Raw genomic sequence first — 22,804 nt, 5'->3', positions numbered from 1 at the left:
ATTGATGCGCCGAACGGGTAACACCGGCGGCACCTCCCCGTTTTGACCGCCTATGTCCGGACCGCCAATGACAGATGTGTCACCAGACCAATCCGCCAGCGATAGCAAGAAAGCCGCGACTTCCGACCGTACATATTCCGTCGGTTTTTTGCGCGGCAGCTCGCTTTCAGGACTGATCTTCAAGCGCTTGTTGCTTGGTGTCGTATTGCTGTGGGCTATTTCAGTTGTCATTTTTGCCGGAACACAAATTTTGCCCGGTGATGTAGCCACTGCAATGCTGGGGCAACAGGCAACGCCACAGGCCGTCGAAAACATCCGCAAAGAGCTAGGCTTAGAGCGATCGGCTGTGCAGCGTTATACGGAGTGGCTCGGCAATGCAGTTCAGGGTGATCTCGGGCGCAGCTATTCCAATCGGCAGGACATTGCAAAAAGCATAGCGCCGCGCCTGTCTAATACGCTCTATCTCGCGGCAATGGCCGCGCTGTTTGCAATACCGATTGCCCTGTTGCTGGGCATCATTTCCGTTCTTTATGCAGGAACTGCGATTGATCGTGGCATCGCGGTCGCAACGCTTGGCACAATATCGCTGCCAGAGTTTTTCGTGGCCTATATTCTGATCGCCTATTTTGCGATTTCGCTTGGTCTTTTGCCATCAAGCGCCATTGTGAATCCTTCCATGAGCGGCTGGCAGCGCCTGACAGCGATTGCCCTGCCCTGTATGACGCTGGTGATCGCTGTTACCGGACATATGGTGCGCATGACACGCGCATCACTTCTTGCGGTGATGTCATCGCCCTATATTGAGACTGCTCAGCTGAAAGGCCTGCCACGTTGGCGCATTCTGCTCAAACATGCACTACCCAATGCACTCTCACCCGTTATTAATGTCATAGCACTCAACCTCGCCTATCTGGTTGTGGGTGTGGTCGTTGTTGAAGTGATCTTCGTTTATCCGGGCATGGGTCAATATATGGTCGACCATGTCTCCAAACGCGATGTGCCGGTCGTGCAAGCTTGCGGGCTTATATTTGCAGCCGTTTACATTGGCCTTAACATCATTGCTGATGTGATCGTCATTCTGACCAATCCACGGCTAAGGCATTCGGGATGAAAAAGCGCAACAAAAGCTCGCAGCTCTTGGCAGTTATCGGCTTTGGCGGAATCGCCTTCTTTTTGTTCGTTGCAGTTTTTGCAGAATGGCTTGCGCCACACCCCATTTCGGAAGTCGTCGGCAGCGTGTGGCAAGGCCCCTCCCCCGAAGCGCTGCTTGGAACCGATAATATTGGCCGTGATCTCCTGTCACGCGTCATATGGGGCACGCGGTTAACGCTTTCGATTGCCGCAGCAGCCACAATTCTCGCATTTATGATCGGTGTGCCACTTGGTTTTCTTGCAGCCCTGACCCGTGGCTGGCCGGATCAGGTTCTGTCTCGTGGCAACGACCTGCTGATGGCCATACCAACGCTAATTTTTGCACTCGTCGTGCTCGCTGTTCTGCCAAAAAGTATTTTCATTCTCATTGCAGTTATCGCAGTTCTGGAGGCAACCCGCGTTTTCCGCGTCGGCCGCGCGATTGCCTCAGATATTGTGGTGCTGGATTATATCGAAATCGCACGGCTGCGTGGCGAGAGCAAAAGCTGGATTATCTTTCATGAAGTCCTGCCAAACGCTCTGTCCCCACTACTTGCAGAATTTGGGTTGCGTTTTGTGTTTTCCATCCTGTTCCTTTCGACCCTTTCTTTTCTGGGACTCGGTGTGCAGCCGCCGATTGCCGATTGGGGAAGTCTGGTTAAGGAAAACAAGGACGGGCTGATGTTCGGCGTGTTTGCTGCGCTTATTCCGGGTGGTGCTATTGCTTTGCTTGCGATCAGCGTGAACTTTGTCGTGGACTGGACTTTACAGCGCACGACCAGCCTCAAGCGAGGCACGCAAAACAATGGATAATCCCAACACACAACCATTGCTGAAAATCACTGGTCTTCAGATAAGCTCCGACGATTGTCTTGTCGTCGATGGCATTGATCTGACCTTGCAAAAAGGCCGCGTTCTTGGCCTGATCGGGGAATCCGGCGCCGGCAAATCTACTATAGGTCTTGCAGCCCTTGGTTTCGCACGCGGCGGGCTTGAGATCACCGGCGGGACAATCACGCTGGATGGGCAGGACGTACTTTCACTATCTCGCAAGAGCACGCAGAAACTGCGCGGCAGCAGGATCGCCTATGTTGCGCAATCGGCTGCGGCTGCGTTCAACCCGGCACACAAGCTGATTGATCAAGTGACAGAAGCCGCCATCTGGCATGGACTGATGAAACGCAGCGAAGCGAAAGCCCGAGCTGTTGAACTGTTCACGCTCCTCGGCCTGCCAGATCCGCACCGTTTTGGCGAGCGCTATCCGCATCAGGTCTCGGGCGGTCAGCTTCAGCGTGCCATGACCGCAATGGCGCTTTGTACCAGTCCCGATCTTGTGGTATTTGATGAGCCGACAACCGCGCTTGATGTGACAACCCAGATTGAGGTGCTGATCGCCATCAAGAAAGCAATAGCAACGACAGGAACAGCGGCGCTTTATATTTCGCACGATCTGGCAGTGGTGGCGCAGATTGCCGATGACATTATGGTCTTGCGCCACGGACAAATGGTGGAACAAGGGTCGGTGCGCGAAATTTTTGATGCACCGCGCGAAGACTATACGCGCCAGCTTGTGGCTGTTCGTCAAAAGGAAATCGAAGGCCGCGCAGAAAGCTCGGCTTCTCTGCTTTCTATCAAAAATATCTCGGCTGCTTATAACCCGGCGACACCTGTACTGACCGAAATTACCCTTGATCTCGCAAAAGGCCAGACACTGGCTATCGTGGGGGAATCTGGTTCCGGCAAATCAACGCTCGCCCGCGTTGTCAGCGGACTTCTTGAGCCCACTGCCGGGGAAATTCGCTTTGATGGCGCAGTGCTGCCAGCAAGCCTGGACAATCGCTCAAAAGAGACTTTGCGCAATATCCAGATGATTAGCCAGTTGCCCGATCTGGCGCTGAACCCACGTCGGACCATAGCGGACATCATCAGCAGGCCGTTGCAGTTCTATTTTGGAATGCCACGCGATGCACGGCGCAAATCTGTCGCTGAGTTAGTGGACCTCACAGAACTGCCAAAGAGCCTTCTCGAACGGTATCCGGCAGAACTCTCAGGCGGTCAGAAACAGCGCGTCTGCATCGCGCGTGCGCTTGCTGCGCGTCCCAAACTGCTTCTATGCGATGAACCAACATCGGCTCTCGATCCCTTAGTGGCTGAGGGAATTCTGGAACTCTTGCGTCGCGTGCAAAGCGAGACAGAAACCTCATATCTCTTCATCACACATGATCTCGCAATTGTTCGCGCCATAGCCGACAAAATCGCCGTCATGCACCGGGGATCAGTTGTGCGTTATGGCCTAAAGGCAGATGTACTCAACCCACCCTATGACGATTATACCGCAAAGCTTCTTGCATCGGTACCGCAAATGCAGCCAGGCTGGTTGGATGACATCATTGCGCAGCGCACAGACCCTACTACTGCAGATACAATAAGGACATAAAAGCATGAGCAGCAAAACAGTCATTCTCGATGGTGGCATGGGTCGGGAATTAGAACGTGTTGGCGCACCGTTCCGTCAGCCGGAATGGTCGGCTCTCGCGCTTATCGAAGCTCCGCACTTTGTCCGCGAAGTGCATGACGGTTATATCGCTGCCGGCGTTGATGTTATTACCACCAACAGCTATGCGGTTGTCCCCTTTCACATAGGCGAAGAACGCTTTGCTGCGGAAGGCCACAAACTCGCAGCTCTCTCTGGAACAATTGCACGCGAAGCAGCCGATGCGGCGACGCGTAAAGTCAAAGTAGCCGGATCATTGCCACCCGTTTTCGGATCCTACCAGCCTGAGCTTTTCAATCCAGCTCGTGCAGGTGAATTGCTTGATGTATTGGTGGATGGACTTGCACCTTCCGTCGATCTCTGGCTTGCTGAAACCCAGAGCAGCCTCATTGAGGTCAAAGCTGCATATGAAGCCATCCGTGCAACCGGAAAGCCGCTCTGGATTTCCTACACTCTGCGCGATGATGTTGCGCCGGAAGCCATGACGGAAGCACAGCTTCGTTCCGGTGAAACAGTGGCTGAGGGTGCCCGACTTGCGGCTGAGCTCGGAGCAGAAGCGCTGCTTTTCAACTGTGCAATGCCCGAAGTTATGGATGCAGCCATTCTTGCGGCAAAGCAGGTCTTTGATGAACTGGACAAGGATATTCCAATTGGCGTTTATGCCAATGCATTTCCATCACAACAGGGCGATGAAGAGGCAAACGCAACTGTTACCGAAGTTCGCGCTGATCTTAATCCCGATGCCTATGGTGCATGGGCACAGCGTTGGGTCAAAAACGGTGCTGGTATCATTGGTGGCTGCTGTGGCATCGGCACCAACCATATTCACGCATTATCAAACCAGTATCTTTGCGCATAACTAAAAGAGGCGGCTGAAAAGCCGCCCAATTTTTTCTAAGATAAAATACGCGCTGCTGCCAATGAGAGCGCTACAACGCCATTGGCAATGGAACGTTCATCCGGCTGATAATCGGAATTATGCAGCTTGTCTTCACGACCTTCCTGCGCAGCACCAATACCTAGCTGGAACGACGGCACTCGTTCACCAACCAGTGCAAAGTCTTCAGAACCCAAGCTTCCGCCGCGCTTGAAGAACACATCGCCATAATGCTCGCGGATAACCGCGCCCGTTGTTTCGATCAAATAGGAATCGGAGACCATTGATGGCACACCGCGCACATAATTGATTTCGCAACGCACGCGTAATGATGCTTCAAGCCCGCCACAAATGCGACGGACGGCAGCTTCAATAATGTCGCGCGCCTCGCGGTCCTGACAACGCACGGTCCCCATAATCGCAACGGAGTCCGGGATGATGTTATGCGTATGACCGCCATGTATAGAGCCAATAGTCAGAACAGCCGCCAGCATTGGATCAACCTCACGCGATACGATTGTTTGTAACTGCGTGATAAGCTGTGCTGTAGCGACGATCGGGTCCACGGCCTGATGCGGACGCGCGGCATGACCGGAAGCCGCATGAACAGTAATATCAAACTCGTCAGATGAACCGTTCGCAACACCTTCCACAAACGTAAATGTGCCTGTTGGTTCATCAGGATGGTTATGAAAGCCAAGCGCATAGTCAACGCCATCAAGAATGCCATCGGCAATCATGGCCCGCGCGCCGCTCTCCTGTGTTTCTTCTGCCGGCTGGAACATCAGCTTCACATTACCGCTCAGACGCGGAGCAATATCTTTCAAAACCTTGCCAATGCCGATCAGTGTCGCGGTATGCAGATCGTGACCACAGGCATGCATTTTACCCGGGTGAAGACTGGCAAACGGAAGTCCCGTTTGCTCTTCGATTGGCAGAGCATCCATATCGGCGCGGATGATCAAAGTCGGCCCCGGACGACCGCCCTTAATCAGACCGACAACACCGGTCCGCCCCACGCCTGTCTGATGCTCAATGCCTAAGCTTGCCAGTTCGCGCGCAACCACGCCGGCTGTTCGCTCCACATCAAAACCGGTTTCCGGATGAGCATGGATATCCCGGCGCACCTCAATCAGATGCGGTTCAATGTCGTTGGCGAGGCTCTGTACAAAAGATGAAAGATCGTTGAGCAGATTGGGATCGGATTGAGCGGTCATAGTTGTATCCAGTTAAATCAAGATGGATTTGCTTAAACACTCGAATGCTCACTGACCAGATTTATTATTTTATTTTGTTTGTTGCCCTTAACGATAGCGGCCTTTCCCTGCTTTTACCCTAGTGGGGAAAAGCTAATCTATCAACGCCTCTAAATTTAAGCGATGTTCTGCTGTAAAGGAATTTTACAGCAGAACGCGCTTACTTACCACTTCACTTTGAAGCCAACATTGCCTTTGATTGCATAGCTGTCGCCAAAGTTGTTGAGTCTGGTGTTGACGAGGCCCTCGCCATAGATCGAATATTTATCGTCGTTCCAGTTGTACGAACCGCCAAGACCCAGTCCACCCCATATCCGATCATTGCGGCTCGTGAAGCTGCTTTCCGCAACATTCACACGCGTGCCTTTGAGAAACTCGTAATAGAGATTAGCAATCCCATACACCCGTGTCCGATCCAGCATGCCATTGGCATTCTGCCATGAGTTCTCATGATCAACCGTCAGACCAAGACGACCCTGCAAGCTTTCTCCACGATCAAGGCTGACATCTGCATCAAATGCATCCGTGAATGCATCAAAATCAACATTGGAATACGTCAACTGTGCCTGTGGTGTCAGTGACCATGCTTCATTGATGGCAAAACGCTGCCCGCCTTCAAGTGATAAAGCATAGCCAAAGCCATGATTGTTATCGGTGAGGCCTGTATTGGCAGTCGTCGAATGAAGATCACTGCGATACCACGTCACCTGACCCTGACCATCAAGGTAAAAGCCATTCTCGCCATACCAGGTGAGCGTTCCGCCAAGACCATAGCCGTCTGTGCTGATATCACCATCGCCGTGGGCTGAATTGGTTTTCGTCTTGCCATGGGCATAATGCACCGTGAAGCCGCCAATCAGCTTGCCGTTTTCGGTTTCCGTCAGCATGCCATCAATACCAGCCTGCATTTTGAAGACATTCTGGTTGTAATTGGTATCAGAGGTCGAAAAGCGCGGCTCCATATGGTTATGCGAACCTTCAATGCGACCCCAGACGCCATTGCCATTGATTGCAGCACCGGCTTCATCAGATACTGCATAAGGCGAGCCAACCGCATCAGCACCCTGCGCAACCACACGATTGCCATTGCCCGACCAGACACGGTTGCCGGTACGCTGCTGCAAGGTTGCAACACCATTCAAGCCAAGCAGAGCCTGCGGATAGGCTTCATAAACCGGAACACCAGCCTGATAGAGCGGTTCTGGCTCAACGGGATCCACAGGATCAGGATTGACTGGATCCACAGGATCAACCGGGTCTACAGGGTCCACAGGGTCCACAGGGTCCACAGGGTCTACAGGGTCGGTTGGTTGAAACTGCGAGCGTAAATACCAGTTGCCATCCGTCGGGTCTGATGAGACGCCCTGGAACAGCGAATAGGCATATTCACCGCCGACCACCACTTGTTGGCCTGATCTGGTTTTATAATCACCAATCAGACTAAATTGCCCATCCGCTGCGCCGCCCACCTCAATGATCTTGATACCGTTGACGGTTTGCGCGCCTGTGCCGCCAGCATTGATCACCCGAAGACTGCTTTCGCCGGTAGAGTCACCCTCTATAACAAGCTTGTCTGTTTCAGAGTTATCATCTCCAAGCTTAGTATTAAGCACAAGCAAGGTACCATCAGATGTGAAATCATTGTTAATCGTGAGCGTTTTGAAACCACCACTCTGCGGAGCCAGGAAAGCGACCACACCAGAACTATCAAGGTTGTTGAGCGCCGATGAACCTGTCAACTGCCACGCGCTGGTCTCATCGATCAATAACCGGTCGAGTACAACGCCCGTTTCACTCACACGAGAAGCACTTGTTAGCAGAGTGCCTTTAAGCAGGTTAAAGTCCACCTTACCGCTGGCAACAACAATGTCACCCTCCAGTGCTGATCCAACAGCATTTACACTCACTGTTCCGACTTCCATCGGAACCACATCGCTACCGCCTGTATAGTTATAAACCTCGCTAGAAAATAAAACATGGCTATCGCCGGATCCAGTAACGCGCGTATTCTCAAAATTAAACGTATTTTCGAAACCACCACTAACCAACACTGCGGCACCGTTCGAAGAGGTGATTTTTGAGTTTTTAACATCAATTGTGTTGGTATGTTTCGGCAAGCTGGTCATGTCATCAGGGGTATTATAACCGACTGTATATATGCCTGCAGCATCATTGCCTGAAGTTGTTATCGTCGTATCAGACATAGTCACTGCGGAACCAAACGTCAGGGCCACACCATGAGCATTTTCGCCCTTAGTTGTGATGGACGTACCTTCTGACATAACAATTCGACCCGTCTGGTGACTACGTGCGCCAATTGCACCTTCGCCAAGCGTGTTGATAATCAGTCCCCTGCCATCAATCGTGGAGCCTGTTGTTGCCAAAAGACCGTAGGCATTGATTCCTTCTGTCGTGATCTTTGTCGTATTAACAGTCACAAATGAGCCAGGCCAAGTTGCGCTGCCGCCATTACTAGCCGCGACGCCATAACCATAATCACCATAAGTATAGATATTACTGCGGCTTATAGCTGAGCGGACGTGGATGTTTTCAACGCCACTCGCGCGATCACCATGCGTGATAATATCGACATTATCTACCTGTATTTTAACTGTTCGAATATCGCTAATGTCGGCCACAGCGTTAATACCGTGACCATAGCCGCTCTGGGTTTCAATACGACCATTGCTCAGAAAAACATTACTTTTAGCGTTGGCATCAACGCCGTAATTATACGCAATAATTTCAAAGTTATTGGCTGTAAGTGATCCACTCATCACTCTGATGCCATGGCCAGAATGAACAACAATTTTTGTATCCTCGATCAACGCCGTAGCGCGCGTTGATGAGGCCTTTCCCTGAGCCGATATCCCCATTGTGTCAGCCTCAATGCTGCTTCCTTTGAGCAACAAGTGGGATTCACCAATCGTTAATATTCCATAACCCGATTTACCAATGCTTTTTATCTCGATATTTTGCAAATCAAGCGTCGCGCCGTCACCAGATAAATACGCCCCGCGCGCGCCTTCTCCTGCCGCCTCAATGATTGATTTTTTCCCATCAACACCGACAATTGTAACAATACTCGGAGAATATACATTCGACGAATCAATATGCAAAGCGTCTGCGGCACGCCCTTCACTGCGTATATCAACCTCCGAACCTGTGACTGTCAGGTTTCCGTTTGATATCCAAACCGCATAAGCACCCTGATCCGGACGGTCAACAGTTGTGTGCGCTATAAATTCAGAATCGACAACGACGCGCTCTTCGCCACTTAAAATACGTATCTGATCAGCCACACCCAACGAAGTAGTAGCAATAAGCGCAAATACAGAAACACCGATTAAAAATACTGACTTATGCCAGTTTAAACGTCTTTGAATTATAATCTTACTTGAATACGACATAAACCGCCCTCTTGACCGGAAAACCGCTATGTCAAAACGAAACGCCACGTATAAATATCCCACACTCATTATATACGGGTAGGAATTAATGACGTATGTCTCGTTAAGATTAGGTGACTGGGCGGCTACCTGCTTTATCTAACAGAAGGAACCTATGAAAATATTCATAAAAAGCATTGTATAAAAGTTCAATAAATTTTAGAAAAATACAATATATCGTGGACGCATTTATAAAATACGATTACTTTTCTCAATAACCTAATTCTTCGAATAAAAGATCTATCCAGATAATATCTTATGCTGCCGCCCGGCGAAATGCAGCAGGCGTCATACCAACATAACGTTTGAAAAGATTGGCAAAGTGAGCCTGATCGGCAAAACCGCAAACAAAGCCAATATCCATAAGTGGTAGCGATGAAGATGCAAGCAACTGCTTCGCTTTACTAACCCTCAAGCGAATAATATGTTGGTGTGGCGTCATATCCATTGTGCTCTTGAACCGCTGATAAAATGTCGTACGGCCCATAGCGCATAACGACGCGAGTTCGTCGATTTGGATATCTCGTCCCAGATGCTCAATCGCATAGTCATCAATTCTCAACAGGTGCTTGTCTGTAAGCTCACTGCGCAGTGCTTCTGATTTAACCGCAAATTTTGACAATATATCCGCGCATAAATCGCGTGACATAGAGTCAATCTCAAGCCGTGATAGATTGGGAGACACTGTCAAAAGTTGCTTTATCGAGCGGACAAACCAACTGATACTCGCACTTTTTCTTCCGAAGACATCAGAGAATGAAAGACCGTTTACATCCAAATCAAAGAGTTCATTTGCAACTTCGTGCAGCAACTCAGGTCTAAGAAAAATATGTACGGCTTCAGTTTCGTTGCCAATAATACAATCTACGGACATCTGAGGGTCGGCTATACATATAGAAAATGCAGGAACTATTGCACGTTCTCTCCGTCCTGAAATTATACGAAATACTTCAGTATCCCGTAATGCCATAGTCAACCAAAAAAATGGGATAGGTCGATGGTGGGTCGAGTGCGGCTCTTCAATTGTATGTGCAGCAAAAATATTAGACCAGCTATGCCGCTGACTACTCCGAACCGTTTTTATTTCTTTCGAAACAAATAACGAGGTCTCTTGACCAAGAAGAGCTTTTTTTGTGATTTGCGTTGGGCTTTCCCGTAAAATAATAGCCCCTCCCCCCTTTTGAGCACAATCGGATATTCTCGGAATTTTTCAAAAAAACAAGCCAAAAAAATTGAAAATGTTATATATACTATGTTTTATTCAAGTTATTCGTATATTCTCTTATTAAGCGCCAATATAACGGATTTTGAGACAGTGATAATGCCTTATTTCATGCCATCAAACTGAAGAAACCATAATCAAACAGCTGCGCTGGCCAGCAACAGACCGGAGGATTTTCCGACTTGGTTGGGTCATTGTCAGCCTAAAAACGGCGTTAGAATATGGCAGGGTTGATGGGGGCAAACTTGGTAACTCTAAAATATAATAATTGTAACGAAACTATACGATAAACATATGCAGAATGATTGCAGCTCGCGCCGAAAAAGATAATAATCTCAATTCAGAATACTGCATAAATGGTTGGACTATGAAGCTCGACAAAATTGACATCAGAATTTTATCCGAAATGCAAAAGAACGGGCGGATAACCAATGTCGAGCTTGCCGAACTCGTGAACCTATCACCGAGCCCATGTCTGATGCGGGTGAAAAAACTTCAATCTGAAGGTTTCATCACCGGATATTCGGCGCAAATCAATGTTTCAAAACTTGGTCAGACACTAACAGTCTTCACCGAAATTACGCTCAAAAACCATCGGCAGATTGATTTTGCGCGTTTTTTGGCGACTGTGGAGAAAATCGATTCCGTGATTGAATGTCACTTGGTCTCGGGCGGCTATGACTATTTGATGAAGTTTGTAACCGCCGGAATTGCAGAGTATCAAACGATTATGGAACGTCTGATCGATATGGATGTTGGCATCGATAAATATTTCAGCTTTGTTGTACTGAAATCGCCTATTGTAAAAGCGCACCTCCCACTCGACGTCATGTTCCATGAATAGAGCGACCAGCTTAGCTTCGGGTGAACTCGCGGACCAGTTCAGGATCTTGCTGCAAACCATCGAGCCAGCCGGTATCGAGTTTCGGCACAGAAGAGAACAAAAGCCGCGAGTATGGATGACTGGCAGTACTGCCCATCATATCCGGACTGAGTTGCTCGACCTTCTTGCCAGCATACATAACTACGACTTCATCACAGATCGCACGAACCGTGGAAAGATCGTGGCTGATAAATAGATATGATAGCGACAACTCACGTTGCAGTTCTTTAAGCAAATCGATGATGGCTGCAGCGACGACAGTATCGAGCGCCGATGTGATTTCATCGCAGATAATCATCTTAGGGTCGGCGGCCAAAGCCCGCGCTAGATTGATGCGTTGTTTCTGCCCCCCCGAAAGCTCACCCGGTCTGCGATAGCGCATATTGCGTGGTATCCGCACCATATCGAGCAGTTGGTCTACCCTCGCTTCACGGCTTTTTCTGTCCATTCCATGATAAAATGTAAGCGGGCGCGCCAGAATTTCGGCAATCGATTTGGTCGGGTTGAGGGCCGTATCGGCGAACTGGAACACAATCTGCAATTCACGCAATTGATCGCGGCTGCGGTGACGCAGATCGCTCGGCATTTCCTTGCCTTCGAACAATATCTTACCGCGAGCGGCCGGCAGAATACCCGCGATAACCCGTGCAAGCGTGGACTTACCGCAGCCAGATTCACCAATGATACCGAGGTTCTGTCCGCGTGAGAGTTCAAGGCTGACTGTATCGACGGCGATCATCGCCGGTTCACCGGATTTACCGACCATGCCATAACCGGCCAGCACCTTATCAACCACCAGCAGCGGGGTCGGCTTCTCGGTCATCGCAGTTTCGGGTCGTGCATGAAGCACAGGTTCAAAGGCCGCCAGAAGTTCTTTGGTATAAGGATGTTGCGAGTTGTGCAATATCTCTTGCGTAGAGCCGACTTCCTGAATTTCACCGCCCTTAAGCACGACAATTCGATCCGCGATCTGCGCAACGACAGCCAGATCATGCGAGACGTAAACGCCTGCGATATGCTTCTTTTTCATCACGGATTTGAAAGCACGAAGCACTTCAATCTGCGTCGTTACATCAAGCGCGGTTGTCGGCTCATCGAAGATGACAAGCTTTGGGTCACCAATAAGAGCCATCGCCGCTGAAAGACGCTGCAACTGCCCGCCAGAAACCTGATGCGGGTAGCGATCACCGATTGTCTCAGGATTAGGCAGAGCCAGTGCCTTGAACAGCTCAATCGCTTTCTTGCGCGCTTCCTCCTTAGACATCAGCTTGTGGATTTTGGTCACCTCAATGACCTGATCCATAATGCGATGCGCAGGATTAAAGGATGCCGCCGCACTTTGCGGCACATAAGACACTTCCGTGCCACGTTTTTTTGAACGTTTACGCTCCGATAGCGTGACAATATCCTGACCACCCACAGCAATGCTACCATCCACAATACGGCAGCCCGGGCGGGTATAGCCCATCAATGTCAATGCAATCGTTGTCTTGCCAGAACCACTTTCGCCAATCAGCGCTACAATTTCGCCTTCTGCTATTTGAAAACTGACATCACGGATGATCTCGACATTACGACCAGAGTCGGTCTTGGCATCCACCCGAAGATTTTTGATCTCAACAAGATTGCTCATTCATTCGCTCCTGTCGCGGATCTTCTGCGGTAGATTATCGATCAGCAGGTTGACGCTGATGGTGAGGCTCGCAATGGCAATCGATGGGAATACAACCGCAGGCGCTGCAAAAGACAGACCGCCAATGTTTTCTTTAACCAGAGCGCCCCAGTCGGCAAATGGTGGCTGAACGCCCAAACCAAGAAACGACATGCTCGACAACAGCAGCACGATAAATACAAAACGCAGACCAAAATCGGCCAACACAGGTCCGATAATGCCGGGCAGAATTTCCGAGCGAATAAGATAGCCAATCTTCTCCCCGCGTGCGCGGGCAACCGTCACATAATCCATCGTATTAATGTTGATCGCTAACGAGCGCGCAAAGCGATAGCTGCCGGGCGTGTAAATAATAGCCATGGTGATGATCAAGATAGGGATAGACGAACCAACGCCTGCAACGATAACCAATGCGAGAATTTTGCTTGGGATGGATGTTAACGCATCAAGAAACCGGCTGAGTGCTGAGTCAAACCAACCGCCAATGACAGCTGCTGTCATGCCGAGGGTCACGCCAAATAAGCAGGCCAAAAACACGGCGGCAAGCGAAATACCAACGGTGAAACGTGCGCCGTAAATAATGCGCGATAGCATGTCGCGGCCGAGATAATCTGTACCCAGCGGGAACTGCGCACTCATTGGGCCAAAGAAGTCGAAATCGACAATCTCGCCAATTGGATGAGGCGCGATCCACGGTGCAAAGATTGCAACAACGGCCCAGCCAAAGATAATCAGAAAGGAAACAGCGCCAACCAGATTAACCCGATAGCCGAAACGCGGGGACTTTGCCTTTCGCTGATTTGAAACGGAAGCAGTCATGATTATCGCAGCCTCGGGTTGGAAACGATAGCAATCAAATCGGCTATCGTGATGAGCAGGAGATAGCCAAAGCAGAAGATCATCGCGCATGTCTGGATCAGAGGCAGATCGCGCGTTGCAACTGCATCAAGCATGAGCTTGGCTATGCCGGGATAATTGAAGATGGTTTCGACAATGATGACGCCACCCAGCAGATAAGACAGCGACAAAGCAACTGCGTTCACGATTGGGCCGAGCGCATTGGGGAGCGCATGGACGACAACCATTCGGCTGCGTGAAGCACCTTTGAGCAATGCCATTTCAACATAAGGCGTGTTGAGCGTCTCAAGCACCGCCGCGCGCGTCATACGGATCATCTGCGCTGAAATCACAAAGCTCAGCGTGATGACCGGCATCGCAAAAACCTTGAGAAGCCCCCAGAACGATGTCACCTCATTGGCCATCGACAGTGCTGGCAACCAGCCAAGATAGACCGCGAATACGATTACCGCGATAGTCGCAACCATGAATTCTGGCACGGAAATAACCGAAATCGTGATGATTGAAACAACGCGATCATAAATCGTGCCGCGCATAATTGCGGCAGTAATGCCGAGAAACAACGCAATCGGCACAGAAATTGCAGCCGTTACACCAGCAAGCTTCAACGAATTGACGAGGCGGTTGCCGATCAAATCGGAAATCGGGACATTGTTGACGTAGGAAACGCCAAGATCACCGCGAAGCAGGTTTCCAAGCCAATATAGAAAGCGCAGGAAAGCGGGCTGATCTAGGTTCATCGCATGACGAAGACCCGCAACGGCCTCCGGTGTTGCCGCCTGCCCCAGAAGAATTTCAGCCACATCACCAGGAAGCATCGCTGTCGCAAAGAAAATCGTAAACGCAACTATCAGAAGCGTAACAACAGCAACGACAAGGCGTTTGGCAATGAGATTCAGCAGAGGCGACTTCATGGTCATGCGCAGCCCAATAGTTGGGGGAAACGATCAGTTCGGGCAAAAGCGATGTTTTGCCCGAACCCGAAAAGCAAGGTTACCTGACGAAAGGTCAGGCTTCCAGCCATGCATGTTCGGCAAATGTGTAGCCCATCATGCCACCAAGTGGGTTTGGCTCAAGGCCATTCAACTTCGGCGAAATCGCATCAACATTGGACATGAACACCGGAATGACCGTTCCAGCTTCATTGGAAACCATGGCCTGCATATCGCCATAGATTGCCTTACGCTTCGCTTCATCTAGCGATCCACGGGCCTCAAGCAACATGGAGTCAAACTTCTCCGACTTGTACTGGCTTTCGTTCCAAGGCGCATCGGTCTTATAGAGTAGCGAGAACAGAATATCGGGTGTCGGACGGGCATTAATGTTGCCGTAATGGACCGGATCTTTCAGCCAATGGTTTGACCAGTAGCCATCTGACGGCACACGATCAATGGTGATCTTCTGACCGATTGTCGAAGCTGCCTGCTGGAGAACCATTGCATAATCAAGCGATGACGATGCGGCTTCCGCAGCTGTAATGCGGATCTCCTGATTAAGCATGCCGGCTTTTTCAAGCAGCGACTTTGCGCGTTCCGGATCAAACTCGCGCTGCTTAAGCTCTGCATTGTGATATTTGCTGGTTGCTGGAACCGGATGATCATTCGCAATTTCAGCAAGGCCACGCAGGACCGATTTCTGAATAACTTCGCGATTGGTCAGATATTTCAGCGCTTCAGCCACGCCCGCCTTATCGCCCGGGGTCAAATCAAGACGAACGTTAAGATTGGTATAGGTGCCGAGCTTCGAGATGAAGAGCTTTGCAGCTGGGTTATTTTCAAGCACGCGCAGCGAACGCGGATTGAGGTTCGCACCAAGATGAATATCGCCGGAAAGCACAGCATTCATACGCGCGCTTTCATCGGAAATTGCAAAGAACTCAAACGAGTCGAGATGTGGGCCGTTGTTCTTCCAATAGTTCTCGTTACGCGCCGCCATTGAGCGCACGCCCGGCTGGAATTCCTTACAAACAAATGGACCTGTTCCATTGCCCTTGGAGAAGTCAGTCGTACCGTCTGCGACGATCATGAAATGGTGCAGCGCCAGAATTGTTGGCAAATCGGCATTCGCATCTTGAAGCGTGATCTCAACGGTTGTGTCATCAACCTTCTTCACACCTGTAATCTGCTTAGCAATCGCATTGACCTTAGAGCCAACGGCTGGGTCGAGGTGGCGATTAATCGAGAAAACGACGTCATCGGCAGTCAGTGACTTGCCATCATGGAACGTGACACCCTTGCGCAGCTTAACTGTCCAGACCTTCGCATCCGAACTATCAACGCTTTCGGCCAGTTCCATCTCAGTTTCACCCTGACCATTCAGGAATGTCAGCCGGTTATAGAACGCGCAGCAGCGAACATAATCTGTCGCATTGGAAGCCTTGGCAGGATCAAGCGTATCGGCAGTGGAAGCGCTGAAGCCAGCAGCCTTGATGAAGCCGCCTTTAACCGGGGTCGCAGCATATGCAGAGGTTGCACGACCAAGGATTGTCGACCCCGCCGCAACTGCTACACCACCCATAAGCATCATCTGCAACAATTCACGCCGGGTTGCCCCGCGACGAATTGCATTTTCAATCATCCGGTCGTCGGAAGAAGTCCAGTTGGTTATCTTCTCGCTCATGGCAGTTCCCCTTGTTAAAGTTGCATCTGGTGCGCCGGTTTATAGTCACCGGTTTCACCTTGGGTTCATTGCGGTTTCAGAAATACGGTCGTTAACATCACCTCGTTGCAATGTGAGTTCGAGAGGCTTTTGGGATCGAATTGACCCGGCATTTAGCGGGTATAATCCGATGGCTTTGCCTTTTATCCTCACCTTTGGCAGCTCTGACAGTGTGTTACAGAGATGCGCGTAAATTGCGCTGAATTGGTGAAGAGCAGCAGCATAATATTGCGAATCTCATAAACTTACGAAATTCTTGCTCGCAACTAAGCTGCTGCTCGTCAAACTCATCCCTTCATTGCTGCGCGCACGTCTTCATCAGCAAGTGTCTGATCAAGCGTTATGCGCGTGCGTTCGATGATTGCGTCGATATCTTCATCAGTGCAGCAAAGCGGCGGCGCATATCCAAGGACACCATTTGCGAAAGCACGGATGACGAGGCCATTGTCCCATGCCCGATCAAAAATACGGCGTGCCGGATCAGCAGCAGCAGGAAGTGGCGTCTTTTTTTCCTTATCCGTAACAAGCTCGATTGCTGCCAGCATGCCGCGACCGCGAACATCGCCAACCAGCGGATGATCTGCCAAAGCATGCAAGCCAGCCATCAGGCGCTGACCAGCCTTCCGGCCATTCTCGAGCAACCCACCCTCATAAAGCCGCAGACATTCTAGGCCGACTGCGGCACTAACCGGGTGTGCTGAATAGGTATAACCATGGCCGACTGCCGATTTGCCAGCACCATCAGCAATGGTGTTGTAGACATGTTCTGACATGAACACGGCACCCATCGGCACATAGCCCGATGTCAGACCTTTCGCGGTCGTAATGAAATCCGGCACCACATCATCTTCCGAACAAGCGAAAAGCGGACCAGTACGGCCAAAGCCAGTGATCACTTCATCGGCGATGAACAGAACATCATACTCCTTGCAAAGCGCATGCATTGCCTTGAGCCAACCCGTCGGCGGAACAAGTACACCACCCGAACCCTGAATAGGCTCAACATAAAATGCTGCGACGCGCTCTGCGCCAAGCCCTTCGATCTTTGCGCGAAGTGCTGCAACTGACGCGTCGATGATTGCCTGCGGATCAGTGCCAACCGGATTGCGATAAGCGTAATGCGATGGAATTTTATGCTGCCAGTCATATGGCACACCAAAGCCCGCATGAAATGCCGGAAGTGCAGTCAGACCGGAACCAGCCGTCGAGGAGCCATGATAGCCATACTCGACCGAAATGAACTGGTCTTTCTGCGGCGTGCCCTTGGCATGGTAATAATAGCGAATGAAGCGGATTGTGCTATCAATCGCGTCAGAACCGCCAAGCGTGAAATAAACGTGATTGAGATCACCCGGCGCACGATCTGCCAATTCAGCAGCCAGACGAATGGCAGGCTCTGAACCAAGACCGAAATAGCCAGTTGCGTAGGGAAGCTCTTGCAGCTGCTTTGTTGCGGCTTCAACAATGCTATCCTGACCATAGCCAACATTCACGCACCAAAGACCGGCAAAGCCATCAAGCAGCTTATGGCCCGATGCATCGGTTACAGTAGCACCCTTGCCTGACTTAAGCACACGGACGCCAGCGGCTTCGTGACTGCGGAATGATGAGACCGGATGCACCAGATGGGCGCGATCAAGTTCGATCAGTGAATTGCTCAGCATAATATTCTCCAAATCAACCTAGTGCCTGATTTACAAGCGCATATGTGCGGTATTCAGTACCGCTTTGTTCTTCGACTAGCCCAACGGCGCGGCGCATCGGTATTCCGCCGCCAACATGAACCAGCCCGCGTTCAGTCAGCCAATTGGCGAGATCTGTCGCTATGTTCGTATCCACGCGGACGAATTCTCCCGTATGTTTTGAGAGTAGAAAATCGATCAGCGCACGCGCATCGTCGCCGTTCTTCGCAACGACCGGGCCGATAACAAGCCCACGACCAAAGGCGCGAATTCCAGCGAATGCCTCAACTTCATCGTCATTGCGAATGACAGCGAACTGCGCGCTTTCATTCAACAATTGCATGATGTTCGAGCGATTATGGCCCGTTGCGGCAATATCCATCTCGACCAGACGCGAAAAGTCACCGCTGTCCGCCCAGGAAATATTGGCCGGTGCATCGACGTTCGCAGCCAAGCCCTGATGCTGAATGATTTCGCCATTGGCCACGAAGCCAAGCTTTTCATAAAGCGGCAAACCATCCTGCGTTGCGACCAGCAAACAAGTGCGCCCGCTTGCAGCATCAAGTGCCGCCTGCATCAGCTTGCGACCAAGCCCGCGTCCACGCATCGCTTCATCGACAATAACCATATTGACGGTTGCAACATCATCGCCCAACGGCGTCGACATTGCGGTACCAACGACGGTTCCATCTTCAATTGCAACAACACCATTGCTGAGTGCGAGCACAAAGGCCCAATCTTCGCGACGATGTGGCCAGCATGCCTGTTGAGACAAAGCAACTGCACCATCAAGATGATCCTGCGTCATTGTTTCAAGAGTGATTGGCGATGCGGTCATGACTGTTTCCGAGCATGGTTCTTCGTAGACTCAGATTAGAATGAGCCTTGCAGCAGTTCATCCCGACCAGCATCCATATACCGATGGTTTTCACTGTCCTTTCATATCGCCGCCGCATCTTATGCCGCGTGATATGTCGAACCAGCGCACAAACCTATAGTCAGTCCCTGCTCGAAGAGCGCAACGACGAAACTCTCTGCCAAAGCTCTACTGAGATACGAAACAATCTGCTTCGCACGGATAGGAATGCAGTGATTAGTCTATTCGCGCCTCATTATGATGTATGACAACGGCACAGCAGTGCCTGCACGCCTTGGAAGGATCAAATCATGGCCCAGTTCAGACCAAAATACATCACCTTCGATTGCTACGGCACACTGACCAATTTTCAGATGGCGGAAGCCGCACGCGATCTTTACGGCGAACAGCTCAATGAAGATCAGATGCAGCAATTCATCAAGAATTTTGCTGCTTATCGCATTGATGAAATCCTCGGCGACTGGAAGCCATATAATGAAGTCGTTCACAATGCGATTGAACGCACCTGCAAAAAGAACAATGTAACCTTCAAAGCAGAAGATGCACGCACCGTCTATGAACGCGTTCCAACCTGGGGGCCGCATGCAGATGTGCCAGCCGGTCTTTCCAAGGTTGCAAAGGAAATCCCGCTCGTCATTCTTTCAAATGCCATGAACGAGCAGATCCACCACAATGTCGAAAAGCTCGGCGCGCCATTTCATGCCGTTTATACAGCGCAGCAGGCACAGGCTTATAAGCCACGCTTTAAGGCGTTTGAATATATGCTCGACCAGCTCAACGCCAATCCGGAAGACATTCTGCATGTCTCTTCGTCGTTCCGCTATGACCTGATGTCAGCCCATGATCTTGGTATCAAGAACAAGGTCTGGGTCAATCGCGGTCACGAGCCAGCAAATCCTTATTACGGCTATACGGAAATAAAGGATATTTCCGGTCTGGCCGGTGTCGTTGGACTGTAAATAAGGCTTAGCAAGATGCAATTTAAACCCTACTGGCACGACACCACACCGCCTTTTACTGCCGGCGAAAAGAACCCGCCGGAAGGGCATTATGATGTTGCCATTATTGGCGGTGGTTTCACCGGCCTTTCGGCTGCATTGCATCTTGCCAAAGCTGGCAGCCGCGTCGCGGTCTTTGAAACGGGGCTGGTCGGCTCCGGTGCTTCAGGACGTAATGGCGGCCATCTTAACAATGGTCTCGCGCACAGCTTTATTGCTGCAAAACAACACCTTGGCGCAGAGCGCGCCAAGGCTCTCTACAAAGCCTTTGATGATTCCGTCGATACAATCGAACGCATTGTTGCCGAAGAAAATATCGATTGCTCTTTCCGCCGCGCTGGTAAACTGAAACTCGCTTCAAAGCCCGCCCATTTTGATGGTCTTGCGCGCAATTTTGAAGCCATTCATGCGGAAGTCGATCCTGATACCGCCTTATTGCGTCGTGATCAGCTTTCAGGTGAAGTCGGCTCCAATGATTTTCATGGCGCCATGCTTTCCAAAAAAAGCGCCATGATGCATATGGGGCGCTATGTGACCGGCTTGGCTGCGGCAGCAGCGCGCCATGGTGCGATCATTTATGAAAATACAACCGTTCAGGAGCGCAAAAAGCTCGGCAACCAGCACCAGATCGTTACATCGCGCGGCACAGTGACTGCTGACACTATAATTTTAGCAACCGGCGCCTACACAACCGACAGCTTTTCCTATTTCCGCAAGCGTATCATTCCGGTCGGCAGTTTCATCATCGCAACCCAACCGCTGACTGAAAGCGAAATCGCCACCATCATGCCCGGCAATCGCACCTACGTTACGTCGATGAATATCGGCAATTATTTCCGACTTGCACCGGATAATCGCATGATTTTCGGCGGTCGCGCTCGCTTTTCCACGACATCAGACCAGCGTTCCGATAGCAAAAGCGGCGCAATTTTACGCGAGAGCCTCATCAAGATTTTCCCGCATCTTGCCAATGTCAAAATCGATTATTGCTGGGGTGGTCTCGTCGATATGACTCAGGACCGCTATCCGCGCGCAGGCTTTGCCGATGGTGTCTGGTATGCGATGGGCTATTCCGGTCATGGCGCACAAATGTCAACGCAGATGGGTATCTATCTGGCAGACGCAATCCTCGGACGCGGCGACAACAATCCAATTTCAGGCCTCGAATGGCCTACTATTCCCGGCTACTCCGGAAAGCCATGGTTTTTGCCGATGGTCGGCCTCTATTACAAGATGCTCGACAAGTTTCAGTGAAGTCAAAAAAGGGCGGTTTAACCGCCCTTTTTCATTCTCATAATCCACCGACATGCAGCGTTTTGATTTCCAGATATTCATCAATACCGAGCTTTGAACCTTCACGGCCAAGCCCGGACTGTTTGACGCCGCCAAAAGGTGCAACTTCCGTCGAAATCGCACCCGTGTTCAAGCCGACCATGCCAAACTCCAGTGCTTCCGCGACCCGCCATGAACGTTTTAGGTTCTCGGTAAAGAAATAAGCTGCCAGACCAAATGGTGTTCCATTGGCAATTTCAATCGCTTCCTCTTCCGTTTCAAAGCGGAAAAGTGGCGCGACAGGACCGAAGGTTTCTTCGGAAGCCAGCAGCATATCGGTTGTGGCATCACCCAGCACAATCGGACGTGCATATTGACGACCTTCCGGCATGCTTTCGCTTTGTGCCAGAAGTTTTGCACCACGGCCCAGAGCGTCACTCACATGGCGTTCAATCTTTTCAATCGCCGCATGATTGATCATCGGACCAATCGCAACGCCCTCTTCCGTGCCAACGCCGACCTTCATTTTTGCAACACGAGCCGAAAGCTTAGCTGCGAAAGCATCGTAAATTCCGGACTGCACCAAAATGCGATTTGAACAAACACAGGTCTGGCCACCATTGCGGAATTTAGAGGCAATAGCACCTTCCACAGCCTGATCGAGATCAGCATCGTCAAACACGATAAACGGCGCATTGCCGCCAAGCTCCAAGCTCAAACGCTTGATACTGTCAGCAGCGCCCTTCATCAAAAGTGAGCCAACGCGCGTTGAACCCGTAAACGAAATTTTGCGCACGGTTTCATTGGCCATCAACTCATTGCCAATTTCCGTTGGCATGCCGGTAACGATATTGATGACACCAGCGGGTATCCCAGCCCTTTCAGCCAACACACCAAGTGCGAGCGCCGAAAATGGCGTGAACTCTGAAGGTTTGATGACAACTGTACAGCCAGCCGCCAATGCAGGTGCAACCTTGCGGGTAATCATCGCATTCGGGAAATTCCACGGCGTGATAATCGCGCAAACACCGACTGCTTCTTTGAGCACCAGAATACGGCGGTCTGCCGTTGGCGACGGAATGCTGCCGCCATCAATACGACGCGCTTCTTCTGCAAACCATTTGACGAACGACGCACCGTATCGGATTTCACCCAATGCTTCATTGAGTGGTTTTCCCTGCTCCTGTGTCAGCAGAAGAGCAAGATCCTGCTCATGCTCAATCATCAGCGCAAACCAGCGCTCAAGCAACGCAGCGCGCTCGGCATGGGTTTTCTTTTTCCAAGGCTTGAAAGCTTCCGCTGCAGCATCAATTGCTGCTCGCGTTTCCTTGCCACTCATATCCGGGATTGTGCCTAAAGTGCTGAGGCTTGCAGGATTGGTAACATCGACCGTGGCGCCAGACTCAGCATCCTGCCAGACCCCGCCAATGAGGCCCTGTTGGCGGAAAAGCGCCTGATCTTTTAACGTATGCATG

Annotated in this window: 17 protein-coding genes; 7 read left to right on the top strand and 10 right to left on the bottom strand. The window is 50.8% G+C overall.

Going from position 1 to position 22,804, the window contains the following annotated elements:
* Nucleotides 1–67 precede the first annotated feature (67 nt).
* The 4 genes from WH356_RS22305 to WH356_RS22290 are packed head-to-tail and all read left to right on the top strand — an operon-like array spanning nt 68 to nt 4,484.
* Nucleotides 68–1,111 (top strand): ABC transporter permease, encoded by a 1,044-nt coding sequence (locus WH356_RS22305; RefSeq protein ID WP_339514807.1) that lies wholly within the window; start codon nt 68–70, stop codon nt 1,109–1,111.
* Entirely contained in the window at nt 1,108–1,944 is an 837-nt protein-coding gene (locus WH356_RS22300) for an ABC transporter permease (protein ID WP_339514805.1), read from the top strand. The genes WH356_RS22305 and WH356_RS22300 overlap by 4 nt, the downstream gene beginning before the upstream one ends.
* A complete protein-coding gene (locus tag WH356_RS22295) occupies nt 1,937–3,568 on the top strand; it encodes an ABC transporter ATP-binding protein (RefSeq protein WP_339514803.1) in 1,632 nt (543 codons plus the stop codon). The genes WH356_RS22300 and WH356_RS22295 overlap by 8 nt, the downstream gene beginning before the upstream one ends.
* A 4-nt stretch (nt 3,569–3,572) precedes the next feature.
* Nucleotides 3,573–4,484 (top strand): homocysteine S-methyltransferase family protein, encoded by a 912-nt coding sequence (locus tag WH356_RS22290; protein ID WP_339514801.1) that lies wholly within the window; start codon nt 3,573–3,575, stop codon nt 4,482–4,484.
* Between the two features lie 35 nt (nt 4,485–4,519).
* Here WH356_RS22290 and WH356_RS22285 read toward each other — a convergent pair whose 3' ends face one another.
* The 3 genes from WH356_RS22285 to WH356_RS22275 all read right to left on the bottom strand — a co-directional run bounded on the left by WH356_RS22285 (nt 4,520) and on the right by WH356_RS22275 (nt 10,081).
* On the bottom strand, nt 4,520–5,719 hold the full coding sequence (locus WH356_RS22285) for a M20 metallopeptidase family protein (RefSeq protein ID WP_339514799.1): 1,200 nt from the start codon (nt 5,717–5,719) through the stop codon (nt 4,520–4,522).
* Between the two features lie 203 nt (nt 5,720–5,922).
* Nucleotides 5,923–9,168 carry an autotransporter family protein gene (locus WH356_RS22280; RefSeq protein WP_339514797.1) on the bottom strand — a complete coding sequence of 1,082 codons (3,246 nt, stop codon included), beginning with the start codon at nt 9,166–9,168 and terminating at the stop codon, nt 5,923–5,925.
* A gap of 295 nt (nt 9,169–9,463) precedes the next feature.
* Complete coding sequence (locus tag WH356_RS22275; protein ID WP_339514795.1) at nt 9,464–10,081, bottom strand: AraC family transcriptional regulator; 618 nt, start codon at nt 10,079–10,081, stop codon at nt 9,464–9,466.
* A gap of 715 nt (nt 10,082–10,796) precedes the next feature.
* Here WH356_RS22275 and WH356_RS22270 point away from each other — a divergent pair.
* The gene (locus WH356_RS22270; protein ID WP_339514793.1) at nt 10,797–11,273 is read left to right on the top strand and encodes an Lrp/AsnC family transcriptional regulator; all 477 of its coding nucleotides are present in this window, start codon (nt 10,797–10,799) and stop codon (nt 11,271–11,273) included.
* A 10-nt stretch (nt 11,274–11,283) separates the two neighbouring features.
* Here WH356_RS22270 and WH356_RS22265 read toward each other — a convergent pair whose 3' ends face one another.
* From WH356_RS22265 to WH356_RS22240, 6 genes are all read right to left on the bottom strand, one after another.
* Nucleotides 11,284–12,945, bottom strand: a complete 1,662-nt coding sequence (locus WH356_RS22265; protein ID WP_339514791.1) for an ABC transporter ATP-binding protein — start codon at nt 12,943–12,945, stop codon at nt 11,284–11,286.
* A complete protein-coding gene (locus WH356_RS22260) occupies nt 12,946–13,809 on the bottom strand; it encodes an ABC transporter permease (protein ID WP_421565699.1) in 864 nt (287 codons plus the stop codon).
* On the bottom strand, nt 13,806–14,756 hold the full coding sequence (locus WH356_RS22255) for an ABC transporter permease (protein WP_339514855.1): 951 nt from the start codon (nt 14,754–14,756) through the stop codon (nt 13,806–13,808). The genes WH356_RS22260 and WH356_RS22255 overlap by 4 nt, the downstream gene beginning before the upstream one ends.
* A 94-nt stretch (nt 14,757–14,850) precedes the next feature.
* Nucleotides 14,851–16,461, bottom strand: coding sequence for an ABC transporter substrate-binding protein (locus WH356_RS22250; RefSeq protein ID WP_339514787.1), 1,611 nt, complete (start codon nt 16,459–16,461; stop codon nt 14,851–14,853).
* A gap of 326 nt (nt 16,462–16,787) precedes the next feature.
* Entirely contained in the window at nt 16,788–18,164 is a 1,377-nt protein-coding gene (locus WH356_RS22245) for an aspartate aminotransferase family protein (protein ID WP_339514785.1), read from the bottom strand.
* A gap of 13 nt (nt 18,165–18,177) precedes the next feature.
* The gene (locus tag WH356_RS22240) at nt 18,178–19,020 is read right to left on the bottom strand and encodes a GNAT family N-acetyltransferase (RefSeq protein ID WP_339514783.1); all 843 of its coding nucleotides are present in this window, start codon (nt 19,018–19,020) and stop codon (nt 18,178–18,180) included.
* 329 nt (nt 19,021–19,349) lie between these two features.
* On the opposite strand from WH356_RS22240, the gene WH356_RS22235 reads away from it, so the two are divergent.
* The gene (locus tag WH356_RS22235; RefSeq protein WP_339514781.1) at nt 19,350–20,018 is read left to right on the top strand and encodes a haloacid dehalogenase type II; all 669 of its coding nucleotides are present in this window, start codon (nt 19,350–19,352) and stop codon (nt 20,016–20,018) included.
* Nucleotides 20,019–20,033: 15 nt separating this feature from the next.
* Nucleotides 20,034–21,311: an NAD(P)/FAD-dependent oxidoreductase gene (locus WH356_RS22230; RefSeq protein ID WP_339514779.1), complete on the top strand. Its 1,278-nt coding sequence runs from the start codon at nt 20,034–20,036 to the stop codon at nt 21,309–21,311.
* A gap of 37 nt (nt 21,312–21,348) precedes the next feature.
* Here WH356_RS22230 and WH356_RS22225 read toward each other — a convergent pair whose 3' ends face one another.
* A complete protein-coding gene (locus WH356_RS22225) occupies nt 21,349–22,803 on the bottom strand; it encodes an NAD-dependent succinate-semialdehyde dehydrogenase (protein ID WP_339514777.1) in 1,455 nt (484 codons plus the stop codon).
* Nucleotide 22,804 lies beyond the last annotated feature (1 nt).

Source organism: Ochrobactrum sp. MYb379 (assembly GCF_037479515.1).
In the GTDB taxonomy this organism is placed as follows: Bacteria; Pseudomonadota; Alphaproteobacteria; order Rhizobiales; family Rhizobiaceae; genus Brucella.
Note: the sequence above shows the minus strand (reverse complement) of the source record. Positions and strands in the feature narration are given on the sequence as shown.